Below are 26,119 nucleotides of genomic sequence, written 5' to 3' on the forward strand. Positions count from 1 at the left end.
CAATTTGAGGTGTTTTTTATTTTTAGATTTAACCAAAACATGCGTTGTAATGAGGTGATCCCGGCACAATTGGGTTTTCTCCACCTTTGTCATAAACACAAATATTGGACGGACATAAATACCATCCCGGCTGACAATTTCCATTTGCATCAGGTGGACGGATATTTCCACCGTTAATTTTCATTAAATCCTTTTTTGTTAACTTTTTCATGACAAAAATTTATTTGATTGGTAAATCTAAAGTAATGAAATTTTATCACTTAATTTTGAAATATTTAAAAAAATATTCAGTATTACATAATATTAAAATCTTTTCCTTTCGTAAATTTTGCGGCAAAAGGAGCTTGATTTCCGGTATATTTTAAAACAAAATGTTTCTTTGTTTCAGTATTTACTTTAGCTTCAACTTCTACATCTTGTGTCTGAAAACTTACATCCAGATTAACTCCTGATTCTTTTTCAAGGTAAATTTCCACACTTTCTGCGTAGAATAAAGAGGTACTCAAAAAATTAAACTTAATATTTTTTCTATACGATTTAGATTCGTTTTGGGTAAATTCAGAATAGTTTCTTAAAATCTCGATTCCGGGAGAATCAATATTGGTAACTCTGGATTTTGTCACTCCATTTACTTTAATCGAAAAATCTTTAGCATTTTTTGTATCTCCGTTTAAACCAATATTGAAAAGGGAAGGTAAAGAAAGTCCAAACTCAATCATACTGTCTTTGTTAAATTCAAAATCAGGAATTAATGCCGGAAATTTTGGCACATTAATCAATTGATTTTTAATAGTGCTCAACTGATCTCCCGGAAATAGGTATCCAATCAGATTATTATTAGTCGTGCGCCAGTTTCTCCCGTTCCATTCATAGATTTCACACAATAAAGTATCGGTAGAAGAATGCGGAAGAAGATCCATATCCTGCCATTTGAAAACTTCCTTGGCATAAGGTCTTCTATTGATAATATTCAGTCCCAGATCCAACGCTAAAAGCTCGGTTAATTGTTGATTTGTTGCCATATTAATTTGGTGTTGATTAAAGTTTAAAATTATGGAAATAAATAGAGTTCTCGGAATATTGAATTAAATTATTTTGATTAAATATATTTACTATTGATTTTGTTCAGGATGAAAGTGGTAAATTATTATTTATATTTCTAAAATAAACGGTTAGTATTAGAATTATCATCCTGAGCAAAGTCGAAGGATCTGGCATTGCAAAACAGGATATTAAAATTTCATAAAACTTTACCCTCTATTTTTTTATCTAAAATTTGAATTCAAAAAAACTTTATCTTTGCCGTTATGATTTTACGAGGAGAAAACTTAATCAAAGAATACGGTCCTAAAAAAGTTGTAAAAGGCGTTTCTGTACAGGTTCAGCAGGGAGAAATTGTTGGTTTGCTCGGTCCGAACGGGGCGGGGAAAACCACTTCGTTTTATATGATTGTTGGGTTGGTAAAGCCGACTTCAGGTAAAATTTTTCTTGATAAACATGAAATCACCACCGATGCGATGTACCGAAGAGCTCAAAAAGGTATAGGATATCTGGCTCAGGAAGCATCTGTTTTCCGTAAACTTTCCGTGGAAGACAATATTATGGGAGTTTTGCAGTTGACAAAGCTTTCAAAACGTGAACAGCAAATGAAATGTGACGAACTGATTGAGGAATTCTCACTGCAGCACGTTCGCAAAAACCGAGGAGACCTTTTATCGGGTGGTGAAAGACGTAGAACAGAGATTGCAAGATGTTTGGCAACAAGTCCGAATTTTATTCTTTTGGATGAGCCTTTTGCAGGGGTTGACCCGATTGCCGTGGAAGATATTCAGAAAATTGTAAGAAGTCTTACCGATAAAAACATCGGAATTCTGATTACCGATCACAACGTTCAGCAGACGTTGGCGATTACCAATAAAACCTATATTATGTTTGAGGGAAGGATTTTGAAAGAAGGTCTTCCTGAAGAATTGGCGAATGATCCGCAGGTAAGAGAAGCTTATTTGGGTGAAAACTTCGTTTATCAAAGTATTTTCGACAAACCGAAAAAGAAAAGTTATGCCTATAATATCTGGGCAGGAAATTTCGAATCTAAATTGCTATTCCAAAGTTTTGTGGATGAAAATTTTGCTCAGTTTGATGATCTAAGACTAATGTATGGCTTTGAAGACATCAGTTTTGCATCATTAGGAAATTCAGAAATTCAGCATATTTTCAATGAAGTTGTGGATAAGAATGCGAACAATGCTTTTGTGTTTCAAAAAAAGGAAGTCAATTCTCTATATTCTCTGGAGCAGGCAGAAGCAGAATCGAAGGCTGCAAGTAAATCAGAATTGCATTATTTAACAACGTATGTTTTTGAAGGATAAGTGAATTGAATGATTTATCTAAAATTTCAAATGATTTAAAAATAGGCACTAAAGTTTTTTTAGATGGAGAGTGTGGTGTAATAACTGATTTGAAGATAACTGATTTGTCAACCATAATCCGATGGGATACTCCAAAAGAAAACGATTTTGAAGATTGGTGCTCAATGTGGGGAACCTTTTTTAAAATGGGAGGAAGAATTATTGAAAATAATCATCAATTTAAATATATTAATGATGATGGAAGTTTAAAAGATAAAATTTAAAATAAGCAATTCATTTGCTGAAAAATAGAATAAAACGTACCTTTTCTCTCGGAAACGGTACGTTTTTTCGTTAAACTCATTTCTATGGCAAAACCTTTCAACAGAACCGTCACTTTATTCGGAATTTACAAACAGCTTGTTCCTTTTATAAAACCGTATCGATTGATGATTTACGGAACTTTATTTCTCACATTTTTAGGAGCCTTGGCGGCGCAGGTGAATCCGCTTGTGTTGAAATATACTGTAGATGAGGTTACAAAATTAACACATCTTCCGGATCCGATGTCTCAGGGAATTCATGTGTTGGTGCTAATTTCCGTTATTTTACTGGGAAAGGAATTATTAAATATTTTTATCAATTTCGGACAGAAATATTATGGCGAAAAAATTAGAATTAATGTAAGTTCGGTATTGGCACAATCGGCAATTGACAAAATTTTGACTTATAGAGTCGCTTATTTTAATGATGAAAACCACGAATCAGGAAAACTGCAAATAAGAATAGATCGTGGAATTGAAAGTTTAACAAGATTGGTTCAAAACTTTTTCATCGATATGCTGCCGTTGTTTTCCAATGCAATTATTGCTTTGATTATCATGTATATACAGAATATGTATGTCGGAATGGTTTCTACAATTATTGTCCCTATCTATTTTTATATCAGTTCGTTGCAAGCGAAAAAGTTAGGCGGAGTGAGACGTACACTAAGAAATCAGCGCGAACGGAAGACTTCCGGATTGTTGAATTTAATCAATTCCATTATGGTAATTAAAAGTTTTGTCCGTGAAAAATTTGAAGGAAAAAAGCAATATGATTTGCAGATGCAGTTGATGGAAAGCCAAATGTTTACCCGAAGAACGAATTTTATTTATGATGGTTTAAAGACTTTTATTGAGCAGTTTGGAGTGGTTTTAATTATACTTTTAACCGTTTATCTGGTGTTGGATCAACAAATGACAATTGGTGCGATCATGCTTCATATCATGCTTTTTAATAATGTTTCGGCTCCAATTCGCCAATTACACAGAATTTATGATGATATGAATGATGCAATGATTTATGCGGAAGGATATTTCGATATTCTAAATGCCGATAACGAAAAAGAACCGAATGGAAATTTCATAGAAAAAGAGATCAACGGAAATTTTGAATTAAAAAATGTCAATTTCGCCTATCCCAACGGAACTCACGCCTTACACGATGTTTCCATGAAAATTGAAAACGGAAAAACTACCGCTTTAGTTGGCTTAAGTGGTGCGGGAAAATCAACGGTGATTAATCTTTTATGTAAATTTTACCTTCCGAATTCGGGAGAAATTCTATTGGATAATGTAGATTTAAATAATTTTGAAAATACTTTTTTAAGAAATGATTTAGGGTTGGTTCTTCAGAAAAATCATATTTTCCAGGGAAGTATTGAAGACAATATCCGTTACGGAAACATGAATGCTACTTTTGAAGAAATTGAGGAAGCCGCAAAAAAAGCATATCTCCACGAACAAATTTTAGATTTACCGGAAAAATACAATCACGACGCTACACAGCTTTCGGGAGGTCAGCAACAGAGAATTGCGATTGCAAGATTGTTCTTGAAAAATCCACCTATTATTTTCCTCGACGAGCCGACGGCAAGTTTGGATGCGATTGCCACAGAACAGATTAAAAACTCTTTGGATGCTATAAAAGAAGGTAGAACGGTCATTATTATTTCTCATTCTCTGTCGCAGATTTTAGATTCGGACACAATTTATGTCATGAAAAAAGGTAGAGTCGTGGAAAGTGGAACTCACGACGAATTGGTACAAATTAATGGAACTTACCGGGAAATTTTCGATGCTTCGGCAAGAAGTTTAAATCTGGATAAACTGATGAATACTTTTAAAGATAATTAATTAGATATTAGATATTAGATATTAGATATTAGATATTATTTTTGTTAAACGTTAAAATACCATCAACTGAGAAGCTATCAATGAACGACCACTATCTTAAAAAAATCGACCGAGTAACCGCTATTCTTACTCAACTGCAATCAAGACCAATTGTAAGAGCGCAGGATTTGGCGACGAAATTTGATGTAAGCGTGAGAACGATTTACCGTGATGTAAAAACATTAGAAAACGCCGGAATTCCCATTATTGGGGAAGCAGGAAGCGGTTATTCATTGATGGATGGTTACAAGCTTCCGCCGGTAATGTTTACAAAAGAAGAAGTGTTAAGTTTCATTACTGCGGAAAAACTGATGCAGAAATTTTTACATCAAAGTTTGGGAAATCACTATCAGTCGGCGATGGAAAAAGTGCGTTCTGTATTAAAATATTCCGATAAAAATTTAATTGAAAATATCGAAAAGCAAATTGATGTTTACAATTATCATCCTAAAACGCAAGATAATATCCAAAATATTATTCCTATTATTCTTGAAAGTATTGCTGAAAAAAAACAATTAACGTTAGAATATGCAACAGTCGATTCAAAAGTTTCTATGCGAACGATTGAAGTTGTTGGTGTCTTTTTCGAGTTTAATTATTGGTACATTATGGCTTTTTGTACGTTGCGAAATGATTTCAGACAATTTAGAGTCGATAGAATTTTACAGATTTTTAAAACTCAAAATCCGTTTTTACAGGAATATGGTCAGATTAACGATTATCGGCAAACGCCCAGTGGAAATAAAACAAAAGTCAGATTATTGGTGAAGAAAGAAATTATAGGACATCTTGTGTATTCAAAAAAATATTACGGTTTGGTTGAAGAAATTGAAAGAGAAAGCGGGTATGAATTAATCTTTGAGACCGATTGGATCAAAGAAGGATTTCCACGATGGCTGATAACTTTTGCCGATTTTGCCGAAATTCTGGAACCAGAATCATTAAAAGTCAGTCTGAGAGAATTGGTTACCATGATTTCAGAAAAAGTATAGAGAATATTTTTAATTATTATTTAAAATTATGAAATTTTTATTACGCTGTTATTTAGCAAGTGCTGTCTTTTGTTCAGCTTCCGTTTTCGCCTGTTCAGCATTTTTGTTGAAAGGAAAAGATCACTGTGTGGTTGGTTTTAATGAAAATTGGAAAACAATGCCAGGAATGATTGTGGTGAACAAACGCGACGTTCAGAAGAGAAATATCAGTTGGGAAAATCTTACGACAGATCATTCAAAGTATTCAAAACAATGGATTTCTAAGTTTGGTTCGGTAACGTTCAATTTATTGGGGTACGATTTTCCGTGTTATGGAGTTAATGAAAAAGGTCTTTTTCTGGTGGAACTTTATCTGGAGGAAACTTCAAAAGTGGTGAATCCGTCACAGCCCAATATGTTTTGGGCGCAGTGGATTCAATATCAGCTGGATAATTATAAATCTGTACAAGAAGTTATTGATCATTTGAATGAAGGTCCCAACATCGATTGGTGGCCGAATGCAGCCGGAAGTCACTTTTTTCTAAGCGATGCTAAAGGAAATACGGCGACTATTGCTTTACTGAATGGGAAGTATAAAGTATTGACAGATAAAGAAATGCCGATGCCGCTTTTATGCAACAATCAGTACAAGAAAGATTTTGAAACAGCTAAAAAGTTTGATTTTTTGGGCGGGAATGAAAAGTTCGATTTTGAACAACAGGGAAAATGGGAAGACCGTTATAACCGTGCTTATTATATGCTGAAAAATTATCAGTACGATCAAAAACCTGTTGCATATGCCTGGAATATTTTAAATTCAATTCATGCAGGAGAATGGCAAACCGTAATCGATCTGAAAAATATGAATCTTTTTTTTCGTTCAGATGTTAAAAAAGAAGTAAAAACAATTGATCTCAAAAAATTAGATTTTTCTAAAAATGCTTCTGTAAAATATTTAGATATACACACCGAAAATTTAGGTGAAGTCAATAAAAATTTTGAAGTTCTGACTTTACATAAAAATAATGAATATGTAGAAAAAGGATTTCCTATTGGTTATGATAATAAGGAATTCGGGACTTCGGAAACCTTCGAAAAACTTAAAGGAAATATTATTAAGTTTTTTAAAAATATTCTTCCCAATTAAAAAATAAACGAAAAGCTTTCAGAAATCCTGAAAGCTTTTTTGGTTGGAAATGATTGAATTTGTTTCGTTATTTTGAATCAATAATTTTAGTCTCCATATTGGCAATAAAGAAACTAAAATCTCTCCCAAAAAAAAGGTGGTTCAATTCCTAAGGCTCTTAAATAAACATATCCTTGTCCTCTGTGATGAACTTCATTATCAGCGAAATATAAAATATTCTGATACACCGGAAATTCGTACTGACCGAATAAATTGAAAGTTTCCTGAAAACGTGCTTCCGAAATCTGAGCAAAATAGGTATTGATAACTTCCGTTTCTTCGTCCCATTTTTTCAAAATATCTTCTTTAGTTTTCGGGTTGAATGCTTCTTCATCAAACGCTTCTTCTTGTTTATTAACGATTCCTCTTAAAGCGGGACCTCCGATACCGATCAGCTCAACTGCCAGTTTTGCAAAAGGTCTCATTCCGCCGATTGAAAATTCGAATAATTCTTTTTCAGGGAACATTTCAATTACTCTTCTTGTCAGATTTCTGTGCCCTTGCCAATGCTCTAATAGCTGTTCTGAAGTGATGAACTGTTTTGTGTTTGTTGCTGTAGTTGTCATAGTTGTAATGTTGTTTGTTATTGTTGATACAAAGGTAAAACAGAGTTATGACAACAGTTTGTCAGTAGGATTTATTGTAATGAAAAAATATTTTTTATTTTTAAAATAATCTCACGAATTTCTCCGTTAAAGGCTTACTTCCGCAATGTTAGGTAAATAAATAATTTGAAAGTGGTCGGTCTTTTAAGATCGATCATTTTTTATTGGAGTAAAATATAAGAAAAACGGTTTACACGTCAATTGTCATTTCCACAAAGGAGAAATCTATTACGCATTACCAATTATTCATTACTTATTTTCAGAAGCTATTTCCAGCTTTCCACTATATCTTTTGGGTTACGGGCTCCGCTTCGCTCCGCCCGCGCCCCAAAAGGATGCCGCTGCAATCTGGGCTATGGCTGTTGTCGGAATTAGAATGGAAAGCCTTAAACATCAAAATTTGTCAACCTAATTTTAAAAAAGTAATTTAGTACTATGAAAATTTACACAAAAACAGGCGATAAAGGTCAGACCGCTTTGTATGGAGGAACGAGAGTTTCAAAAGCAAGCGCAAGAGTCGACAGTTACGGAAATATAGATGAACTTAATTCATTCATCGGAATTTCAAAAAGTCATATTGAAGATGAAGAGATTTTAAAGCAATTAAAAAAAATTCAGTTTGATTTATTTACAGTAGGTTCGGAAGCCGCGACTCCTGTTGATAAATTAATGTTAGCAAACGGAAAATCTCGTTTACCTTTAATTATTTCAGATCAAGAAATAGAAGAATTGGAAAACTGGATGGATGCTTTTGAAGATCTGTTAGAACCACTTCAATATTTCATTCTTCCCGGAGGTGGAAAATCAGCAACATTTTTACACGTTGCGAGAACAATTTGCAGAAGGGCAGAACGTTCTTTGGTTTTCTTAAACGAATCGGAAGAAGTACGCTCGGAATTGATTAAATATTTAAACAGGCTTTCAGATTATCTTTTTGTTTTGGCAAGATACATCTCAAAAATCAACAATGAAACTGAAGAATACTGGAATCCGAATGACAGATCATAAAAATAAAGTACTTCTTTTCATTAATGGTGATGCTCCAAAATATTTCCCAAATCCTGAAAATTATGATTTGATTGCCTGTACAGACGGTGCTTTTCATTATCTGAAAAATCTGGGTTTTCCTTTAGATAAATTAGATTTTATTTCGGGAGATTTCGATTCGCATTCCGGCTCGGATGAAAATGTGTATGATGATAAATTCATTTACACCCCGGATCAGGATAAGACAGATTTTCATAAAGCGTTGGAAATTATTGTACAAAAAGGCTTTGCAACTGTTGATGTTTTTGGAGGAAGCGGCGGTGAACAGGATCATTTTTTAGGAAATCTCACTGTAGCTTTTGGATTTAAAGATCAGTTAAACATAATATTTTATGATGAGTTTTCTGAATATTATTTTGTCCCCAAAAATTTTACTGTAAAGGGTGTAAAAGACAAAATGGTTTCATTGTACCCTTTCCCAACTGTTGAAAATATTACGACAAAAGGTTTGAATTGGCCTTTAATAAATGGAAATTTAAGCATTACTTCAAGAATCGGAACGAGAAATTTTGCGGTAGAAAATGAAGTTTCTATTGAATATGAAAAAGGTGATCTGCTGATTTTTATTGGAAAGAATTATCTTTAGCTAAACTAACCGAATCTGTGGAAAAATAAAATGAAAAAGTTAATCAAAATATCCTTTCTAATCATCTCAATATTCTGCATTTTTTCTTGTAGAACACAGCCTTTTTCCAAGCCTGAATACGGAGAAACAGAAATCAAAAAAGATATTGAGATTAAAAAAGTTAATAATTTCCGAACAGTCGGAAATATTAAAAATGTTGATGGTAGAACTCTGAAAGAAGGAAAATTCTACAGAAGCGGAAATTTATACAAACTGAAGAAAAAGTCCTTCGGTGAAATTAAAAACTTAGGCATAAAAGAAATTATTGACCTTAGAAATTCAAAAGAAATTGCACATAAACCTGATCATCTTCCGACAGATATTATTTATAAAAATTACTCTGCATTTGAAGATAAAGGCGATCAATTGGATCAGGCTAAAAAATTAGTATTGAAAGGAAAAGTCAATGGAGTAGATGCTGACAAAAGAATGCTTGATTTTTATAAAGATTATGTCACAGAAAATCCTGAAATAATCAAAAAAATAATCACTGAAATTTTAGAATCAGATCAACCGATTTTGTATCACTGTACAGCGGGAAAAGACCGTACAGGGATTACAACAGCTCTTATTTTAACCATTTTAAAATTCGATAAAGAAACGATTTACAACGATTATCTTTTATCCAATAATTACAGAAAAAAATTAGTTGATAAAAGGTTGAATCTTGCCAATAATTTACATTTCCTATATCCGAAAATGGATATTAAAGTGCTGGAAAAATTAAGCTGGGTTGAAACTGATTATTTAGATGCTGCCTTTAATGAAATTAATAATAAATATTGTTCAATAGATATTTATATTCAACATGTATTGGGTATATCTGAAAATAAAAGACAAGAATATATCATGAAGTTTACGTATTGATAATCAGGGTTGAATTTTACAACTAAACCACTGAAAATTTATAATAAATTTAACACCCAAAAACCAAACTTTTTTAGCAATTTTGCAGTTCTTAATTCACTTGTTTAGAAATGAAAATAAAATACTCGGAACTTATTGATCAGACATTGTATTTTCCTACTGAGGAGTTCAATGTTTCTGAGAACAATTTGTTGTTTCACGACATTCCGTTGATGGATGTTGTTGAAAAGTTTGGTACTCCGCTAAAAATTAGCTACCTGCCGAAAATTTCTCAAAATATCCAGAAAGCCAAGAGTTGGTTTAGGGAAGCATTTGAGAAGACCGATTATAAGAAGAATTATAGGTACTGTTACTGTACAAAATCAAGTCATTTCAAGTTTGTAATTGAAGAAGCACTCAAAAATGATATTTCTATAGAAACTTCTTCTGCATATGACATGGATATTGTGAAATCTCTTTACAAAGAAGGGAAAGTAACAAAAGATATCGAAGTGATCTGTAATGGTTTCAAAACAGATGATTATCTGGCGAAAATTTCGGATATGATCAACAGTGGTTTTGAGAATATTACGCCGATTTTAGATAATTACCGTGAGCTGGATAAGCTTACGGAAAGCATTGATACAACTTTTGATATCGGAATTAGAATTGCTTCTGAAGAAGAACCGAAGTTCGAATTTTATACCTCAAGATTAGGAATCGGATATAAAGATATTATTCCTTATTACAGTCAGAAAATTGCTGAACACCCGAATGCAAGACTGAAAATGCTTCACTTCTTCATTAATACAGGAATTAAAGACACAGCGTATTATTGGAACGAATTATATAAATGTCTTCGTGTTTACGCACGTCTGAAAAAAATTGCTCCGGAAGTAAATTCACTGAATATCGGTGGTGGTTTTCCAATAAAAACGTCTTTACAGTTTGATTACGATTATCAGTATATGGTTGAAGAAATCGTTTCTCAAATCAAAAAATTCTGTGAGGAAGAAGGGGTAGAAGAACCTAATATTTATACGGAATTCGGAAGTTTCACCGTTGGAGAAAGTGGTGCAAATATCTATAAAATTATTTCTCAGAAACGTCAGAACGACAGAGAAAAGTGGAATATGATCGATTCATCTTTCATGACAACTTTGCCTGATACATGGGCAATTTCAAGACACTTTATCATGCTTCCGTTAAATCGTTGGGATGATACTTACGAAAGAGTTTTCTTAGGCGGATTAACTTGTGATTCAGATGATTATTATAATTCTGAACAACATACCAATGCGATTTATCTGCCTGTTTTCAGTGATACAAAACCCTTATATATCGGATTTTTCCATACGGGAGCGTATCAGGAAACAATTGGTGGTTATGGTGGCGTTCATCACTGTCTGATGCCTCAGCCAAGACATATTTTGATCCAAAAAGATGAACATGGAGAATTGCAATACGAGATTTTCCGTGAAAAACAGGAGCCGGAAGATGTGTTGAAACTTTTGGGTTACAAATAAACAATTGTCATTAAACGACAAAAAATACAAAATAAAAGCTCTCAAATTTTGAGAGCTTTGTTATTTAAAAATATTTTGAAATCTTATCCAATTCCAGTTCTTCATAATCGGAAACTACAATATTCGCTAATGTATAGTCCTGATTTTTAGAATTTGGGCTCCTGTAAGCCGCACAAAAAATATTTGCTCGGTGTGATGCCAGAATTCCGTTGGTAGAATCTTCTATCACCATACAGTTTTCAACAGGTTCGCCAGCCATTTCCGCAGCTAACAGGAAAACTTCAGGATGAGGTTTTGATTCTTTTAATTCTGCACCGCTTATTTTTCCGTTAAAATATTTTTCCAGTTCAAATTTTTCAAAAACCATGTTAATAGTATTCATGGTTGCGGAAGAAGCGAGAATCAATGTAATTCCGTTTTCATAATAATGTTGAATCAGATCTTTCACCCCAGGAATTAGATCAAATTTTTCATCGTTGTAAAAATAATCTTTGAAATAATTTCTTTTTATTGTTGCTAAATCTTCATAAGTCTGACTTAAATTGAATTGCGCAATCAAAGTTTCAAAAACTCTTTTGGTAGAAGCTCCTGTAAAAGAAGTGTATAAATCTTCGGGCACATCAATTCCAAGGTCATTGAATATTTTAAAATAGGCTTTTCTGTGCAATGGTTCTGTATCCACAATCACGCCATCCATATCGAACAGCACAGCTTTTAACGACATAAAATTAAATTTTAAACAAAAATAACTTTTAAAAATTAAAGATTAAAGAATTTCAAAATTAAGATTAAAAAAAACTAACTCGACACTCATCATTTATAACTCAAAGACTATTTTGTATCTTTGAATAATTTTTTAAAGAATTATTATCATATTAATCAAGACTCAAACTTCGCAGGATTCGGATTTTTTCTGTGAATAATTCTTCGGAAATTTGTGAGGTAAATTTAATGTTATGTCTACACAAGATCAGATAGATTACGAGAGGATTGCGAAAGCGATAGAATATATCCAGAGCAATTTTAAGCTTCAGCCAAGTTTGGATGAAGTGGCAGAAAAGATTAATCTGAGTCCGGCCCATTTCCAGAAAATGTTTTCTGATTGGGCAGGAACAAGTCCGAAGAAATTTTTACAGTTCATCAGTCTTGGGCATGCTAAAAATTTATTAAAGCAAGAAAAGGCGAGTTTATTTGATACGGCTTACGAGACAGGATTTTCAAGCACCAGCAGATTGCATGATCTGTTTGTGAAAATCGAAGGAATGTCTCCGGCAGAATACAAAAACGGTGGAAAAAGTCTTACCATTAATTATAATTTTTCTGAAAGTCCTTTTGGGAAAATAATTACGGCTTCTACAGAAAAAGGAATCTGCTGGATGGCTTTTGAAAACGACAATAATAAAGCATTGGGAGATTTACATGCTAAATTTCCCAATGCTTCTTTTTTTGAAAAGCAGGATGAATTTCAGAAAAATGCCTTGTCGATTTTCAATAAAGACTGGACAGAACTCAGCACCGTTAAGTTGCATTTAAAAGGTACTGATTTTCAGTTGAAAGTATGGGAAAGTCTTCTCACCATCCCCATGGGAAAATTATCAACCTACGGAAATTTAGCGGATAAAATCGGAAATCCTAATGCTTCACGAGCGGTCGGCACTGCGATTGGAAGTAATCCTGTGGCTTTTTTGATTCCCTGTCACCGTGTGATTCAGTCGTCCGGAAAAATTGGTGGTTATATGTGGGGAAGTGACAGAAAACAGCTGATTATTGGCTGGGAAAGCTCAAAGATTTATTCTGATTTTTGAACACGAATTTTTTCTCAAAATATTAAAATAAAACTCTTATGCTCAACCTGTTCGAAGATATAACCGATTATCCCTTAAATCTCCTCTCCAATGACGGAACCGCTCACTATTACGGAAAAGTATTCTCCAAAGAAAAGTGTGATTTTTATTATGATTATTTAATCAATCAGATTCCATGGGAAAATGATGAAGCGATAATTTTCGGAAAATTAATTGTTACCAAAAGAAAAGTTGCCTGGTTTGGTGAGAAACCATTTGAATATAGCTATTCAAAACGGACAAAATATGCAAAAATTTGGACTCCCGAATTATTAGAATTAAAACAGAAATGCGAAGAAGTAACAGGTGAAACTTACAATTCCTGTTTGCTCAATTTATATCATGATGGGAGCGAAGGAATGGCTTATCACAGCGATGCAGAAAAAGATTTGAAAAAGCACGGAGCAATTGCCTCATTAACTTTCGGAGCAGAAAGAAAGTTTGTATTTAAACATAAAATAACCAAAGAAAAAGTAGAAATATTGTTGGAAAACGGAAGTTTATTAGTTATGAAAGGAACAACACAAGATCACTGGCTACACAGACTTCCACCGACTACAAAAGTGAAAACTCCAAGAGTAAATTTGACTTTCAGAACGATTGAACAATAACTTCATTAAAAGATCTGAACGCTTATTCCTACGGGATAACAAAATAGAGTCAGAATTAAAAAATAAAAAAGCTGTTCAATTGAACAGCTTTTTTATTTTACTTTAAAACCTCAACCTCAATCGCTGAGTCCTCAAAAATCTTCAAAAACGCTTTTGTATAATCTTCCTTCGTTGCAAAATTCGGATTATCTAAGAATTTCTGTGGATTAATAGCAAACAACGGAAACCATGTAGAAGAAATCTGAATCTGGATTTTATGTCCCTTTTTAAAAGTGTGAACCACGTCCTGTAATCTGAAATTCACAGCCGTTTTCTGATTCGGAACCAAAGCTTCAGCCTTTTCTCTTGAATTTCTAAATCTTGCAGGCATAATTTCACTTCTTACCATTTGATGATAATTCCCATAAATCACGCCGTCTTTCTTTTCAACAGGCTTAAAATCTTCGGGATAAACGTCAATTAATTTGACTGCAAAATCTGCATCGGTGGAAGTGGAAGCGATATTTAATTTAGCCATAATTTCTCCCGCAAAAGTCATATCATCCTTCAAAACATCTGTTGTGAATGTCAAAACATCAGGTCTTCCTTCTGCAAATCTTTGGTTTTCCGACATATAATTTCTTGGGGTGAATCCGTTGAAATCTTTTAAATTATCAGAGCTTAAAACGGGATTGTTGGGATCACTGTAGTATTCTGAGAATCCTTGTCCAGCAGTATTTTTCAATGTTTCGTTGGCTAAATAGAAATTAACTTTCTGCCCTTCTTTTGGAGGATATGTTGCAAATTCTCTCCATTGTTTTGCACCTGTGTCATACATCAATGCTTCGGGTAAATCTGCATCCTGCTTTGTATTTCCTTTTAAATAATGATTGAAAAATTTCGTCTCAATATTTTTCTGATAATACGTCGCGATGCTATCTCCAAAATAAATTTCATTATGGAAATGTTTTCCTTGCTCGTATGCCCAGGCTCCATGAGAAAAAGGTCCCATCACGATTGTATTTTTAGCTTTCGGACTTGTTTTTTCGATTGTTTTGTAAATATTTAATGGTCCAGATAAATCTTCTGCATCAAACCATCCACCAACAGTCATTACCGCATGATTTACGTTCTTAAGATGAGGTAACAGACTTCTTTTTTGCCAGAATTCATCATAGTTTGGGTGATTCATAATTTCTGTCATGAAGAAATTATTTTTGTAATATTTATCATAACCGTCTTTCAACGTTCCCATGTCTCTGTAGAATTTTAGACCATCTTCCGAAGTGGTTTTAATCATAGAATCCGAATACCATGCTTTATTTTCAGGCTTTGTTTTCTGAACCCCGAACACGGGGAAAGTTCTGAAATAGGCTAACATAAATCTTCCATTGTGAAGAAAATCGTCATTCCAGAAATCTGAGATCGGCGCTTGTGGAGAAGATGCGACCAAAGCAGGATGTTGCGCTAAAATCCCAACAGCCGTGTAAAATCCCGGATATGAAGTTCCGTATTGACCGACTTTGCCGTTGTTGTCTTTGATATTTTTAATTAACCAGTCGATAGTGTCGTAAGTGTCTGTGCTTTCATCAACATCTTTCTTGGTTTTATGATCAACCTGTGGTGTCATATTGGTAAAAGTTCCTTCACTCATGTACCTTCCGCGAACATCCTGAAATACAAAAATATATTTATCCTTCATTAAATATTGGTTCGGACCCAATTTAGTTCTATATTCAGTTTCGCCGTAAGGAGCAATGCTGTAGCAGGTTCTCTGCATCAAAAACGGATATTTATTTTTATTGGAAATGTCTTTCGGAATATAAACCGAAGTGAAAAGTTTCGTTCCGTCACGCATCGGAATATACATTTCTTTTTTAATAAAATTGTCTTTTACAAAAGTGTCAGGTTGCTGCTGAGTCTGCGAATTCCCAAAAGCAAACAGGAAAATAAGCAACATTGAAAAATGAATCTTCATTACATAAAATTTGATGCTAATTTAGAGAAAAAATCATTGTTATATTTGAGATACTAATAAAACTAAAATCACTAATAGTTTAAAGAAACCTTAATGATCAAAACTGGGAAAAATTTCGCTATTTTGGCACATTCATTTAAATCTTATGAGAAAAATATTTTTATTCTTTATCGTATTTTTATCAGTCATTGCCAACGCTCAAACCCGAATCAATTATATTTTACAAATTAGATATCCTGATAAAACTGAAAAGAAATTCAGTATGAACTTAGATATTCAGGATGATTTGGTTTCTTTTTATGATGAAGAACTACTAAAAGGAATGATTAAGGCATCAAAATCAAATCAATTGGTTTTTCATCATACAAAGACAAAAGAAAATCATTTAATAGTTTTCACTTTCGAAACGCAACCTTTCAAAATACAATCCACCAATAAAATAAATTGGGAATTGGTTAATGAATTTAAACAGATTAATCAATATAAACTCCAAAAGGCAACTGTTACATTTGGTGAAAGAAAATGGACGGCATGGTTTTGTCCTGAAATTAATATCATGGAAGGACCTTATAATTTCAGAGATTTGCCCGGGCTTATTTTTGAACTCACAGACAGCGAAAATATTTTTGTTTACACTCTTACAGGAATTGAAAAGTTTAAAAAAGATACAAAGAAATTGAATTTTGATTTAGATAAAACACAGAATATCACTTGGGAAAAGTATAATAAACTAATGACTGATTTCTTTGAAAACCCATTTTTGAAACAGAGAACACAATTGTCAAACGGTATTGAACTTAATGTGGATGATAAAGATGTTAAAGTTCAGGATTTGAATAAAATGACTTCCGACTTTCAAAAAAGTTTAAAAATGACCTTTCCGCCAGCAATTGAACTGGATAATTTTTCTTTTTATAAGTATAAAATTTTACAGTAAATTAATTAAAAAAAACAGCCGGAAATAATTTTCCGGCTGTTTAGATATTGGTAATGATATTTATTTCATTTTCTTTCCTGCAAATTTATTAAGTTTCATCGTCAATGAAAACATCACATAACGTTTCAAAATAAGATCTTCACGGTCTTCAAAATAGGCATTGGAAATCGTTCTTCTAACGCTTTGATTTTGGTTCAGGACGTCATAAACTTTCACTTTTGCAGTTAATTGTTTGTCGAAGAATGAATATCCTACACTTGTATTCCAGAAATAGAAATCTCTTTTGAAACCTGGGGCAATATTGGAAGTTGTATTGTATTCAAAATCATTTCCTATAACCAGTCTGCTTTTTAAAATATAATTGGTAAGCTCAAGTTTCAAGGTCTGATTGTTTGTGTTTACCTCATCAATGCTGTAATTTTCATATTTTGATAAATTATAGTTTAATGAATAAGACGGTTTTATGGTGAATTTGTCCTTAATTTCATACGTAAGGTTGAATCCAGGACTGAAAGTATAATAATTACTAACATATTCCTGACTATTAATGAACCCTTTGCTTAGAGAATACATCATATTAAATCTTGGATTAATAGTAAGTTTATTTTCTTTCCATTTAAATGTTTTACTGAAGCTTCCTCCCAAATTGAAATATTTATTTCCGCTTACATTCGCATAAGTAATATGTTGTTTTCCGTCTGCATCATAATATGAATAATTTATAATATCATTGTCCTTATATGTAAATCCTACATTCAGGTAATAATTGATGTTTTTTACCATATTATAATTACTGAAATAAAGATAAGTCATATTGCTCCAAGCACTTTTCAGATCAGGATTTCCTTCATAGGTAACCAAAGGATTTGAAAAATCTACATAAGGCGAAAGCTGTTCTGCCGTAGGAATTGTATTATCTGAAAAATGGTACAAACTCAGTCTTTTATTTTGAGTAAACTGATATTGACCACCTAAATTATATTTTGGAAGTACAAAATTCTTCTGAAGTTCGTATTGCTGACCGTTAAAACCAGAATTTACATTCATATCAGAAAATTCTGCACTTATCGATCCCCAGGCATTTATTTTCTTTTTATTGATTGCAAAAGATAATTCGGGTGCAATTTGGTTGATTTTCTGATTCATACTGTTGGAAAGAAGCGAATTATAAGTTGTGTATTCACCGCTGTTATCATTAAAATCATTAACATCTCTCAGGTTTCTGAAAATCTGCGAATTATACTGCAGCTCCAAACTGATAGTGGCAGAATCTGAGATGGGTTCTGTATATCCCGCACTGAAAAGGTAATTGGAGCTTTGTTCTTTTTTTCTGGAAAGCTGATTTCTGTTATCTGCACTTTGATCAAATGTGGTTTGAGATCTGTTTAAATTATCAGTGTTAGATTCAGAAATTGAACTGTTCATATTGGCGTAGGCAACTCTTCCTTTTTTTCTGAACTTTTTAGACAAATAAATGTTGGGATTAAAAGAGTTATTTTCAGAATCCGAACTTGTGTAAGAGTTACTTTCGTTAAGAAGTATATTGTCTCTGAAAGTGGATGATTTTGAATTATTAAAACTAAAACCCTCAGATCTTGAAAAAGACGGAGAAAAATAAATACTTGTCAGAGAATCCAATCGTACTCTTGCTGCAATATCAAAATTATATTGTCTTGATTCATTCTCACCATTACTTTCCGAATCGGTTTTTAAAGTATAATCCGGAAGCAAAGTAGTTCGTGAAACTTTTGATTTTGTTTCCAGATTGTTATTAAGGTGAATTAAACTAAGATTCTCTAAATCTGCATCTTTCCCGAATTTATCACTGTAGTTAAAACCAACTGTTGTAGATCTTTGAATACCTTTGTTATTATTTCCCTGCACATAATATGTTGAACTTCCATTTCTTACCACCGATGATCCCTGCATAATCCACGAATTTCTTCCTCGTCCCATACTGTCGAAAATTTCATCATTAGAAAACCCCTGAGAATTGATATTATTGGATGAAGCGAGTAAACTAAGTTTAGTATCATTTTTAAAATAACTTAAAAGTGCGCTGCCTTCATATCTTTTATCCGAACCATAACCGGCTGTAAGTCTTGAGAGAAAACCTTTGTTTTTCTTTTCATCAATATTAAAATTAATGGTTGCATTATTCGATTTTGCCGTTGTTCCGGATAATTCTTCCTCTTTGGTTTTTGTCGTAGTAAACTGAATATTTTTGATAATATCAGCAGGAAGATTTTGTAAAGCAATTTTTCCGTCTTTATCAAAAAATGGTTTCCCATTGATCATAATTTGATCGACTTCCTTTCCGTTTACAGTAATTTTCCCTTCATTATTGATTTCTACGCCTGGAATTTGTTTTAAAAGTTCCTCAATTTTACTGTCGGGACGAACTTTTATCGCTGAAGCATTAAACTCAATTGTATCTTTTTTAATCTTTACAGGCGAAACCGTAATTTTTACTTCTTCAATATTGGAAACCAGATTTTTTTCAAGCTCAATTTTTCCTAAAGAAAATGATTTATCTATTTTTTCGAAGCTTTTAGAATAAGAAATTGATTTCTCAGCGTCCACTTTCAGAACTGTAGGTTCTTTTAATTCGTCTGTTTTCAATGCAAATTTACCGTCTCGGTTGGTTGCGGTGTAATTCACAATAGATGAATCTTTTTGTTTTAGGAGATAAACCGTCGCATTTTCAATTGGTTTTTTTTCAAAGTTGAGAACTTCTCCGTCAATATTTAATTTTTGAGCATTCAGAATTACGAAATTGAACGCTAATACCAGCAGCAATACTATTTTCCTCATTAAATTTAGGTTATTAGAATCACAAAAATATAAAAAAAACTTCCCCTTCACGGGACTTGTTAAGTTAAATAGAGTTAATGTTTTCGTCTGAACTTATAATTAATAAATAAATATTTCATTTAAAAACAAAAACACCCCTTAATAGAGATGTTTATTTTTAGATAAAAGTTAAATTCTGTTTGAATTAAGCTCTTAAATATCTTGCATAGGCATAACCTTCCTGCCCGTCGTCAGTTTTCACTTTCCACCAGTCGTCAGAAGTTTGCTCTACTAAAGTTACCGAAGCACCTTTCGCAGCTTTTCCAACAACAGCGGCATCGGTAGAAGGCTCTTGTCTGATGTTTAAATTGGAGTCATCTGTTGCAACAGTAAGTGCTGAACCCGCAGCAAGACCGGCAACCTGAACGTCAATGTTAATATCTGATGCAGAATAAGTAGAGTCAATAGCTCCTAAAGCATTCCAAACTGCATCTTTTGCAGCGGTATTTGAAGCACTTCCTGAAACATACAGAATTCCATCTTGTTCCTGAACTTGTAACCCTGAAATTCCTGCAGACTGAGCAGCAGAAACTACGCTTGAATATTTGTCTTGTAATGTGCTCATTGTTATTTTTTTACAGTGTAATTATAATTTACTTTTCCAACTTTCAAAGCATCTACAGATTCTTTTACTTTTCTTGCATCTGTAGCAGAAACGGTTCCTGTAAGCGTTAATTCCCCGTTTACTACTTCTACTTTTACTCCGGGAATATCTTTTACTGCATCTTTTACTTTTTGCTGAACTTCAGGCGCAATAGCCGAAGTTGTTTCAACTGGTGGCGGAGGTGGTGGAGTTGAAGCAACAGTTGCCATATCCATAACATCTTTTACACCGTTAATGGCTTTTAGATTCTTAATCATTGCATCTTTTGCTTCCTGAGATTCGAAAGTTCCACTTAAATGAGCAACACCGTCTTTTACTTCTACAGAAGCACTGGGATTTGTTGTTACAACAGTTGTAGCCTGAGTTTGAAGGTCGGCATCAGAAACTTTCTTTTTACAAGAAACTGCCCCGAAAGACACAGCTACAGCCAATGCAGCCATTGCGATAGTTTTTTTCATAGTTGTATATTTATTAATGTTGTTAATACAGGTAAATGTAATAATAAAATGTATACCAAAAGAATAAATAAATGATAAATAGACGAAAATTTTTTCACAATGTTTTGTAAGTCAAAATGTTATTTATAAAATGTGTTTGATTTAACATAATATAAATCTTGATAAAATGAAATATTGTACCAACTGTAAAAATATTATATTTGCGAAACTTGAATTATTGATATGAAAGGACAAAATAAATTGTTTATCGCAATTATTATCGCACTCATCATCGGTGTTGCCATTGGCGGATTTGTACATACCCAATATCCGGAAAGTGCAGAACCTTTTTCTAAAAATATAAAATTATTAGGAACTGTTTTCATCAGATTGGTACAGATGATCATTGCACCGTTGGTTTTCACAACTCTAGTGGTGGGAATTGCCAAAATGAGTGACATTAAAATGATCGGAAGAGTAGGCACAAAAGCTATGTTGTGGTTTATTTCTGCTTCGTTGGTTTCTCTTTTTATCGGTTTGATGCTTGTTAATTGGTTAGAACCCGGTCATGTTACCAAATTGCCGATTCAGGATGCGGCCTCCGCAGAAGAACTATTGAAAAGCAGCAAAGGATTCTCAATGGAAGACTTTGTTAAACATATCATCCCTAAAAGTATTTTTGAAGCTTTTGCGACGAATGAAGTGCTACAGATCGTAGTTTTCTCTATTATGTTTGGAGTAGCTTTAGCCAATATGGGTGAAGAATATGCTCAGCCGGTCATCAAATTATTCGACATTATAGCCCACGGAATCCTGAAAATGGTTGGCTACATTATGTGGTTTGCCCCGCTTGGAGTGTTGGGAGCCATTGCAGCCGTGGTAGCAACCAATGGTTTTGAGATATTTAAAGTATATGCCATTTACCTGAGAGATTTCTTCTTTGCATTAGGAATTCTCTGGCTTATATTATTATTGGTAGGATACTTAATTTTAGGAAACCGACTTTTCGAATTATTAAGAAGAATAAAATCACCTTTACTAATTGCATTTTCAACAACAAGTTCCGAGGCAGTTTTCCCGAAATTAGTGGAAGAACTGGAAAGATTCGGTTGTAACAATAGAGTGGTATCATTCATTTTGCCATTAGGTTACTCTTTCAATCTGGATGGAAGTATGATGTATATGACGTTTGCGTCGATTTTCATTGCTCAGATCTATGGTATTGAGATGACAATCGGACAACAAATTACCATGCTTTTAGTTTTAATGTTAACCTCGAAAGGAATTGCAGGAGTTCCGAGAGCTTCTTTAGTAATCATTGTAGCAACGTGTTCTATGTTCGGAATTCCGCCGGAAGGTATTGCTTTAATTTTACCAATCGATCATTTTTGCGATATGGGAAGAAGTATGACCAACGTTCTTGGAAATGCTTTAGCAACCTCAGCCGTTTCAAAATGGGAAGGGCAGTTGGATAATCATGGCGGAGATATGTAAAATATTAATCTAGCTTATGCTGATGAATGGTCAATAGTGAATTTTTTCATAGTTCATTATTGACCATTTATTTTTAATAAAAATTGTAAATATTTATATTACATTGCTGAATGAAATGCTTTTGCGAACGAAAAATATTCTCAATTATTCTAAAAAAATCTTTGTAATCTTTGCGTTTAAAACAGATCTAAATAAAAGCTAAATTATTAAATGAATTTACAAAACCATAAAAACTCAATTACAGAAAACGGCTTCACAGTTATCAACAATATTTTTTCTGATGAAGAAATTGAAAGAATAAGTGAAGCTATTCAAAATATAGATACTTCAAAAGATACGTTCAGAAAGTCAGAAGATTTGTTTGCGATTAGACAGTTTTTAAAGGAAATTCCGGAAGTAAAAGATTTGATTTTTAATAAAAATTTAAAAACAATCATCAGAGAAATTTTTGGTGAAAATTATTTTGTCGTAAAAAGTATTTATTTTGATAAGCCTGAAAAATCGAACTGGTATGTTGCTTATCATCAGGATTTGACGATTTCAGTTGATAAAAAGATAGAACTGGAAAATTTCGGACCTTGGACAACAAAGCAGAATCAGTTTGCCGTTCAGCCTCCTTTAAATATTTTGGAAAATGTTTTCACGATCAGAATTCATCTGGATGATACGGATGAAAATAATGGTGCACTGAAAGTTGTTTCAACATCTCACTCCAAAGGAATTTACAGACCGCAAACCATTGACTGAACAATAGAATCTGAGACAATTTGCAACGTAGAAAAAGGCGGAATTATGATTATGAAACCTTTACTTCTTCACGGTTCCAACAGAACAACCAACGGAAAGAAAAGAAGAGTAATTCACATCGAATTTTCGAATATCGAATTACCGGAAGAGCTCAATTGGTCAGAAAGAATGAATTGATAATTTATCGTAAAAATAAACCCCTTCGAAATTTTCGAAAGGGTTTTATATTCAATTAAGTTTTTAAAAATTATTTCACAGAAATCTCATCAATAAAAATATAAGAATCTCCGCCGGCTCCCAGATGCCAGTCAGGAAGTTTTCCAAAGTGATACGCTTTTACTTTTACAAAACGGGCTTCAGTCAGAAGAACATCTGTTGAGAATTCTTTAATCTGGATTGTCTCATCTTTCGGATCTACTGTATTGTCAACAGTCTTCAGAAGAACGTAATCTTTACCGTTATTTGAAACATAATATTCCACCTTTTTCGGCATTAAAATCCATGCTTTACTGTCCTGCAGATAGGTTGATGACAATTGGTTGATCGGCTGAGGTGATTTCATGTCGATAATCGCTTCAAAGGTCTGTCCCTGATACCCCTGCCATTCGCCTTTTCTCCAGTTTACCGCACCGTTGATTCCATCAATCAAAGCAAATTTTCCGCCTGCTGTATATTGTGGATTTACATTAGCATTCACAGTAATATCCCAATGATTCGGTCTTCTGTTGAAGTTCGCCGTTACAACCGAACTTTTCTCATCATTTCTCTCAGCATAAGCAGAAACCTGTGTCGTTTTTGTAATCGTAAAAGGTTCTTTATAGACTTTAAAAGTTTTTCTCACATTTGTGTCACCTTCATCCATTGTCATATAATACAATTTATCATTCGGATTCAATGGAGTGATCGTAACTTTTGTATTTATATCAAAAAGTCGGTCTGCTGAAACTACAGGCGTTGCCGTCAATTCATCATATTTGAAATCTTTGAATGGTTTTGCATTTTCAAAGCCTAACTTTTTGAGTTCGTCTCTGCTAGTATTTTTGGTAATTATTTTTGTTGTTCCATCTTCCAGATGAATTTTAACTTCATCAAAATAAGGCTTCGTCGTCTGCCATTCAGGTAATCCCGGAGTTACAGAATATATTCCCATTGCACTTAAAATATACCACGCACTCATTTGTCCGCAATCTTCGTTTCCGATTAAACCGTCCGGAGTATTTTTGTAATAATTATCTAAAATATATTTGATTTTCGCATCCGTTTTTTCAGGCTTTCCGACATAATTATAAAGATAAGCGATATGATGGCTCGGTTCATTTCCCTGAGCATATTGTCCGATTAAACCTGTGATATCCACCTGTTCTCTACCCATCGTCTGGTCTGGAGCAGAGAAAATAGCATCAATAAACTGTTCAAACTTTTCTTTTCCGCCATGAGCAGCAATCAATCCCGGAATATCCTGCTGAACAGAATAGGAGTAATGCCACGAATTTCCTTCTGTATAATTGTTATTTACTTCTCTTGGTTCAAACGGTTCGTACCAGTTTCCGTTCTTTCTTGGCTGCATAAATCCGTTCTTTGGATTGTACAAATTTTTCCAGTTTTGAGAACGTTTCATGAAATACTGGTAATCTTCTTTTTTACCTAAAATTTTAGCCATCTGGGCAATACACCAGTCGTCATAAGCATATTCTACGGTTTTTGAAACACTTTCGTGTTCATCATCAATAGCAATATAATTGTTCTGTTTATAAGCATTTAATCCAAAAATATCTAACATAGCAGAGTTTTTAGAAGCCTGGAATGCTTTTTCATAATCAAAACCTGTGATTCCTTTTGCCATCGCATCTGTAATTACGGAAACTGAGTGGTAGCCAATCATACATTCTGTTTCGTTGGAAGCCAGTTCCCAAACCGGAAGTTTTCCGCCCTGCTCATATTGTTTTATGAAGGTATTGATGAAATCTGCCGTTCTTTTTCTATCGATTAAAGTCATCAAAGGATGTGCTCCCCTGAAAGTATCCCAAAGAGAGAAAACGGAGTAATAATCGAAATCTTTTGCCGTGTAAAACTTGTTATCGCGACCTCTGTATTTCCCGTCAACATCCATATTAATGTTTGGTTGCGTGAAAACGTGATACATTGCTGTGTAGAAAACCGTCAATTTATCTTTGTCGGAAGATTTTGCTTCAATTTTTGATAATTCTTTGTTCCAATCTACGACCGCATTCTTTTGAATTTCAGCAAAATCATTAGACTTGCCTTCAGCTAACATATTTTTTCCTGCACCTTCATAACCTGTCGGAGAAATTGCCACTTTTACATTGATTTTTTCTCCTTTTTTAACATTGGTTGAAAAAGCTAAAGCTAATTTAGTTCCTGTGAAAAGATTTTTTTCATCCTTTCCATTTACCAGTTTTTTTGAAATTTTCATTGGTTTAGAAAACTCAATTCTTGCGTATATATATTGGTTGGTTGCCCAGGCTTCACTTCTGCGGAAAACTTCAATCGTTTTGTCATCGATGATTTTTACTTCACCTTCTAACAATTTATCTCTGTGATTTAAATCTAAGATAATGTTTGCATTTCCGGCATTATTAAAAGTGTATTCATGATAACCGACTCTTTTCGTTGTCGTTAATCGAACATCAATATTGTTTTTATCTAATTTAACAGAATAAAATCCTGCCGAAGCTTTTTCGTTTTTATGTGAAAATTTCGATGAATATTCCTTATTGTCCAAACTCGGATTTCCCATTGTTGGCATCAACATAATGTCGCCGTAATCCGAAACTCCTGTTCCGTTCAAATGTGTATGAGAAAAACCATAAATCACAGAATCTGAGTAGTGATAACCACTGCAGCCGTCCCAGCTTCCGTCGACTCTGGTGTCAGGTGAAAGCTGAACCATTCCGAACGGAACAATTGCCCCCGGAAAGGTGTGCCCGTGCCCGCCAGTTCCAATAAATGGATTAACATATTGTGAATAATTCTGGGCTTGTAAACAAAAGGAAGTGAGAAAAAAAAGTAAGATGAATTTTTTAGAGTTCATTAGTTTGTTTGATATAATTTTTACTTATTACAGATTGTAAACAAATCTAACGAAATTTCAGTAAATTGAATTTAGGGGTTTTGAATCATAAATAATTATTGTAAGTGTTTTAAAATCAGTAATTAATGTGGATATTTTATTCCATATTTTTAAAATGCCGTGAAAAACTATTTCACAAAAGAAAATATCTATCAGTCTGTTTACTTATTCTAA

At 33.4% G+C, this 26,119-nt stretch carries 21 protein-coding genes and 2 pseudogenes; 14 read left to right on the top strand and 9 right to left on the bottom strand.

The window, feature by feature from the left end; all coding sequences use genetic code 11:
• Positions 1–28: 28 nt before the first annotated feature.
• Together ASG22_RS12175 and ASG22_RS12180 are read right to left on the bottom strand one after the other, a co-directional pair.
• A complete protein-coding gene (locus tag ASG22_RS12175; RefSeq protein ID WP_055984762.1) occupies positions 29–211 on the bottom strand; it encodes a bacteriocin in 183 nt (60 codons plus the stop codon).
• A gap of 82 nt (positions 212–293) precedes the next feature.
• Positions 294–1,022 (bottom strand): hypothetical protein, encoded by a 729-nt coding sequence (locus tag ASG22_RS12180; RefSeq protein ID WP_055984766.1) that lies wholly within the window; start codon positions 1,020–1,022, stop codon positions 294–296.
• Positions 1,023–1,307: 285 nt separating this feature from the next.
• Between ASG22_RS12180 and lptB the strand changes: the two are divergent.
• From lptB to ASG22_RS12205, 5 genes and pseudogenes are all read left to right on the top strand, one after another.
• Positions 1,308–2,033 (top strand): annotated as a pseudogene (lptB, locus tag ASG22_RS12185) (LPS export ABC transporter ATP-binding protein); the annotation flags it as partial.
• A gap of 341 nt (positions 2,034–2,374) precedes the next feature.
• Positions 2,375–2,632, top strand: a complete 258-nt coding sequence (locus tag ASG22_RS12190) for a hypothetical protein (protein WP_055984769.1) — start codon at positions 2,375–2,377, stop codon at positions 2,630–2,632.
• A 165-nt stretch (positions 2,633–2,797) separates the two neighbouring features.
• Positions 2,798–4,525 (top strand): ABC transporter ATP-binding protein, encoded by a 1,728-nt coding sequence (locus tag ASG22_RS12195; protein WP_055986813.1) that lies wholly within the window; start codon positions 2,798–2,800, stop codon positions 4,523–4,525.
• A gap of 80 nt (positions 4,526–4,605) precedes the next feature.
• Positions 4,606–5,556: a helix-turn-helix transcriptional regulator gene (locus tag ASG22_RS12200; protein WP_055984771.1), complete on the top strand. Its 951-nt coding sequence runs from the start codon at positions 4,606–4,608 to the stop codon at positions 5,554–5,556.
• A gap of 28 nt (positions 5,557–5,584) precedes the next feature.
• The gene (locus ASG22_RS12205) at positions 5,585–6,682 is read left to right on the top strand and encodes a linear amide C-N hydrolase (RefSeq protein ID WP_055984774.1); all 1,098 of its coding nucleotides are present in this window, start codon (positions 5,585–5,587) and stop codon (positions 6,680–6,682) included.
• 113 nt (positions 6,683–6,795) lie between these two features.
• On the opposite strand, the gene ASG22_RS12210 is transcribed toward ASG22_RS12205, so the two are convergent.
• Complete coding sequence (locus tag ASG22_RS12210) at positions 6,796–7,287, bottom strand: DinB family protein (protein WP_055984777.1); 492 nt, start codon at positions 7,285–7,287, stop codon at positions 6,796–6,798.
• A 474-nt stretch (positions 7,288–7,761) separates the two neighbouring features.
• Here ASG22_RS12210 and ASG22_RS12215 point away from each other — a divergent pair, with 474 nt between their 5' ends.
• From ASG22_RS12215 to ASG22_RS12230, 4 genes are all read left to right on the top strand, one after another.
• The gene (locus ASG22_RS12215; RefSeq protein WP_055984781.1) at positions 7,762–8,334 is read left to right on the top strand and encodes a cob(I)yrinic acid a,c-diamide adenosyltransferase; all 573 of its coding nucleotides are present in this window, start codon (positions 7,762–7,764) and stop codon (positions 8,332–8,334) included.
• Positions 8,294–8,959, top strand: a complete 666-nt coding sequence (locus ASG22_RS12220) for a thiamine diphosphokinase (RefSeq protein WP_238586912.1) — start codon at positions 8,294–8,296, stop codon at positions 8,957–8,959. Before ASG22_RS12215 ends, ASG22_RS12220 begins: the two co-directional genes overlap by 41 nt.
• Positions 8,960–8,989: 30 nt before the next feature.
• Positions 8,990–9,865: a tyrosine-protein phosphatase gene (locus ASG22_RS12225; RefSeq protein WP_055984784.1), complete on the top strand. Its 876-nt coding sequence runs from the start codon at positions 8,990–8,992 to the stop codon at positions 9,863–9,865.
• 110 nt (positions 9,866–9,975) lie between these two features.
• Entirely contained in the window at positions 9,976–11,370 is a 1,395-nt protein-coding gene (locus ASG22_RS12230; RefSeq protein WP_055984788.1) for an arginine decarboxylase, read from the top strand.
• Between the two features lie 64 nt (positions 11,371–11,434).
• Here ASG22_RS12230 and ASG22_RS12235 read toward each other — a convergent pair whose 3' ends face one another.
• Positions 11,435–12,094, bottom strand: a complete 660-nt coding sequence (locus ASG22_RS12235; protein ID WP_055984790.1) for an HAD family hydrolase — start codon at positions 12,092–12,094, stop codon at positions 11,435–11,437.
• Between the two features lie 232 nt (positions 12,095–12,326).
• Between ASG22_RS12235 and ASG22_RS12240 the strand changes: the two genes are divergently transcribed.
• Both ASG22_RS12240 and ASG22_RS12245 read left to right on the top strand, forming a co-directional pair.
• Positions 12,327–13,175 carry a bifunctional helix-turn-helix domain-containing protein/methylated-DNA--[protein]-cysteine S-methyltransferase gene (locus tag ASG22_RS12240; RefSeq protein WP_055984793.1) on the top strand — a complete coding sequence of 283 codons (849 nt, stop codon included), beginning with the start codon at positions 12,327–12,329 and terminating at the stop codon, positions 13,173–13,175.
• Positions 13,176–13,213: 38 nt separating this feature from the next.
• The gene (locus ASG22_RS12245) at positions 13,214–13,825 is read left to right on the top strand and encodes an alpha-ketoglutarate-dependent dioxygenase AlkB family protein (RefSeq protein WP_055984797.1); all 612 of its coding nucleotides are present in this window, start codon (positions 13,214–13,216) and stop codon (positions 13,823–13,825) included.
• Positions 13,826–13,922: 97 nt separating this feature from the next.
• Here ASG22_RS12245 and ASG22_RS12250 read toward each other — a convergent pair whose 3' ends face one another.
• Positions 13,923–15,782: a CocE/NonD family hydrolase gene (locus ASG22_RS12250; RefSeq protein ID WP_055984799.1), complete on the bottom strand. Its 1,860-nt coding sequence runs from the start codon at positions 15,780–15,782 to the stop codon at positions 13,923–13,925.
• A 145-nt stretch (positions 15,783–15,927) separates the two neighbouring features.
• On the opposite strand from ASG22_RS12250, the gene ASG22_RS12255 reads away from it, so the two are divergent.
• Positions 15,928–16,719: a GLPGLI family protein gene (locus ASG22_RS12255; RefSeq protein ID WP_055984802.1), complete on the top strand. Its 792-nt coding sequence runs from the start codon at positions 15,928–15,930 to the stop codon at positions 16,717–16,719.
• A gap of 60 nt (positions 16,720–16,779) precedes the next feature.
• On the opposite strand, the gene ASG22_RS12260 is transcribed toward ASG22_RS12255, so the two are convergent.
• The 3 genes from ASG22_RS12260 to ASG22_RS12270 form a co-directional block, all read right to left on the bottom strand.
• A complete protein-coding gene (locus ASG22_RS12260) occupies positions 16,780–19,533 on the bottom strand; it encodes an outer membrane beta-barrel protein (RefSeq protein WP_055984805.1) in 2,754 nt (917 codons plus the stop codon).
• A gap of 184 nt (positions 19,534–19,717) precedes the next feature.
• Positions 19,718–20,137 (bottom strand): SH3 domain-containing protein, encoded by a 420-nt coding sequence (locus ASG22_RS12265; protein ID WP_055984808.1) that lies wholly within the window; start codon positions 20,135–20,137, stop codon positions 19,718–19,720.
• 2 nt (positions 20,138–20,139) lie between these two features.
• The gene (locus tag ASG22_RS12270; RefSeq protein WP_055984811.1) at positions 20,140–20,634 is read right to left on the bottom strand and encodes a BON domain-containing protein; all 495 of its coding nucleotides are present in this window, start codon (positions 20,632–20,634) and stop codon (positions 20,140–20,142) included.
• Positions 20,635–20,856: 222 nt separating this feature from the next.
• Between ASG22_RS12270 and ASG22_RS12275 the strand changes: the two genes are divergently transcribed.
• Positions 20,857–22,107, top strand: a complete 1,251-nt coding sequence (locus tag ASG22_RS12275; RefSeq protein WP_055984813.1) for a dicarboxylate/amino acid:cation symporter — start codon at positions 20,857–20,859, stop codon at positions 22,105–22,107.
• A 210-nt stretch (positions 22,108–22,317) separates the two neighbouring features.
• Positions 22,318–23,031 (top strand): annotated as a pseudogene (locus ASG22_RS12280) (phytanoyl-CoA dioxygenase family protein).
• Between the two features lie 70 nt (positions 23,032–23,101).
• Here ASG22_RS12280 and ASG22_RS12285 read toward each other — a convergent pair.
• Positions 23,102–25,906, bottom strand: coding sequence for a GH92 family glycosyl hydrolase (locus tag ASG22_RS12285; protein WP_055984816.1), 2,805 nt, complete (start codon positions 25,904–25,906; stop codon positions 23,102–23,104).
• Positions 25,907–26,119: the final 213 nt, after the last annotated feature.

Origin of the sequence: Chryseobacterium sp. Leaf405 (assembly GCF_001425355.1) — a bacterium.
GTDB lineage: Bacteria > Bacteroidota > Bacteroidia > Flavobacteriales > Weeksellaceae > Chryseobacterium.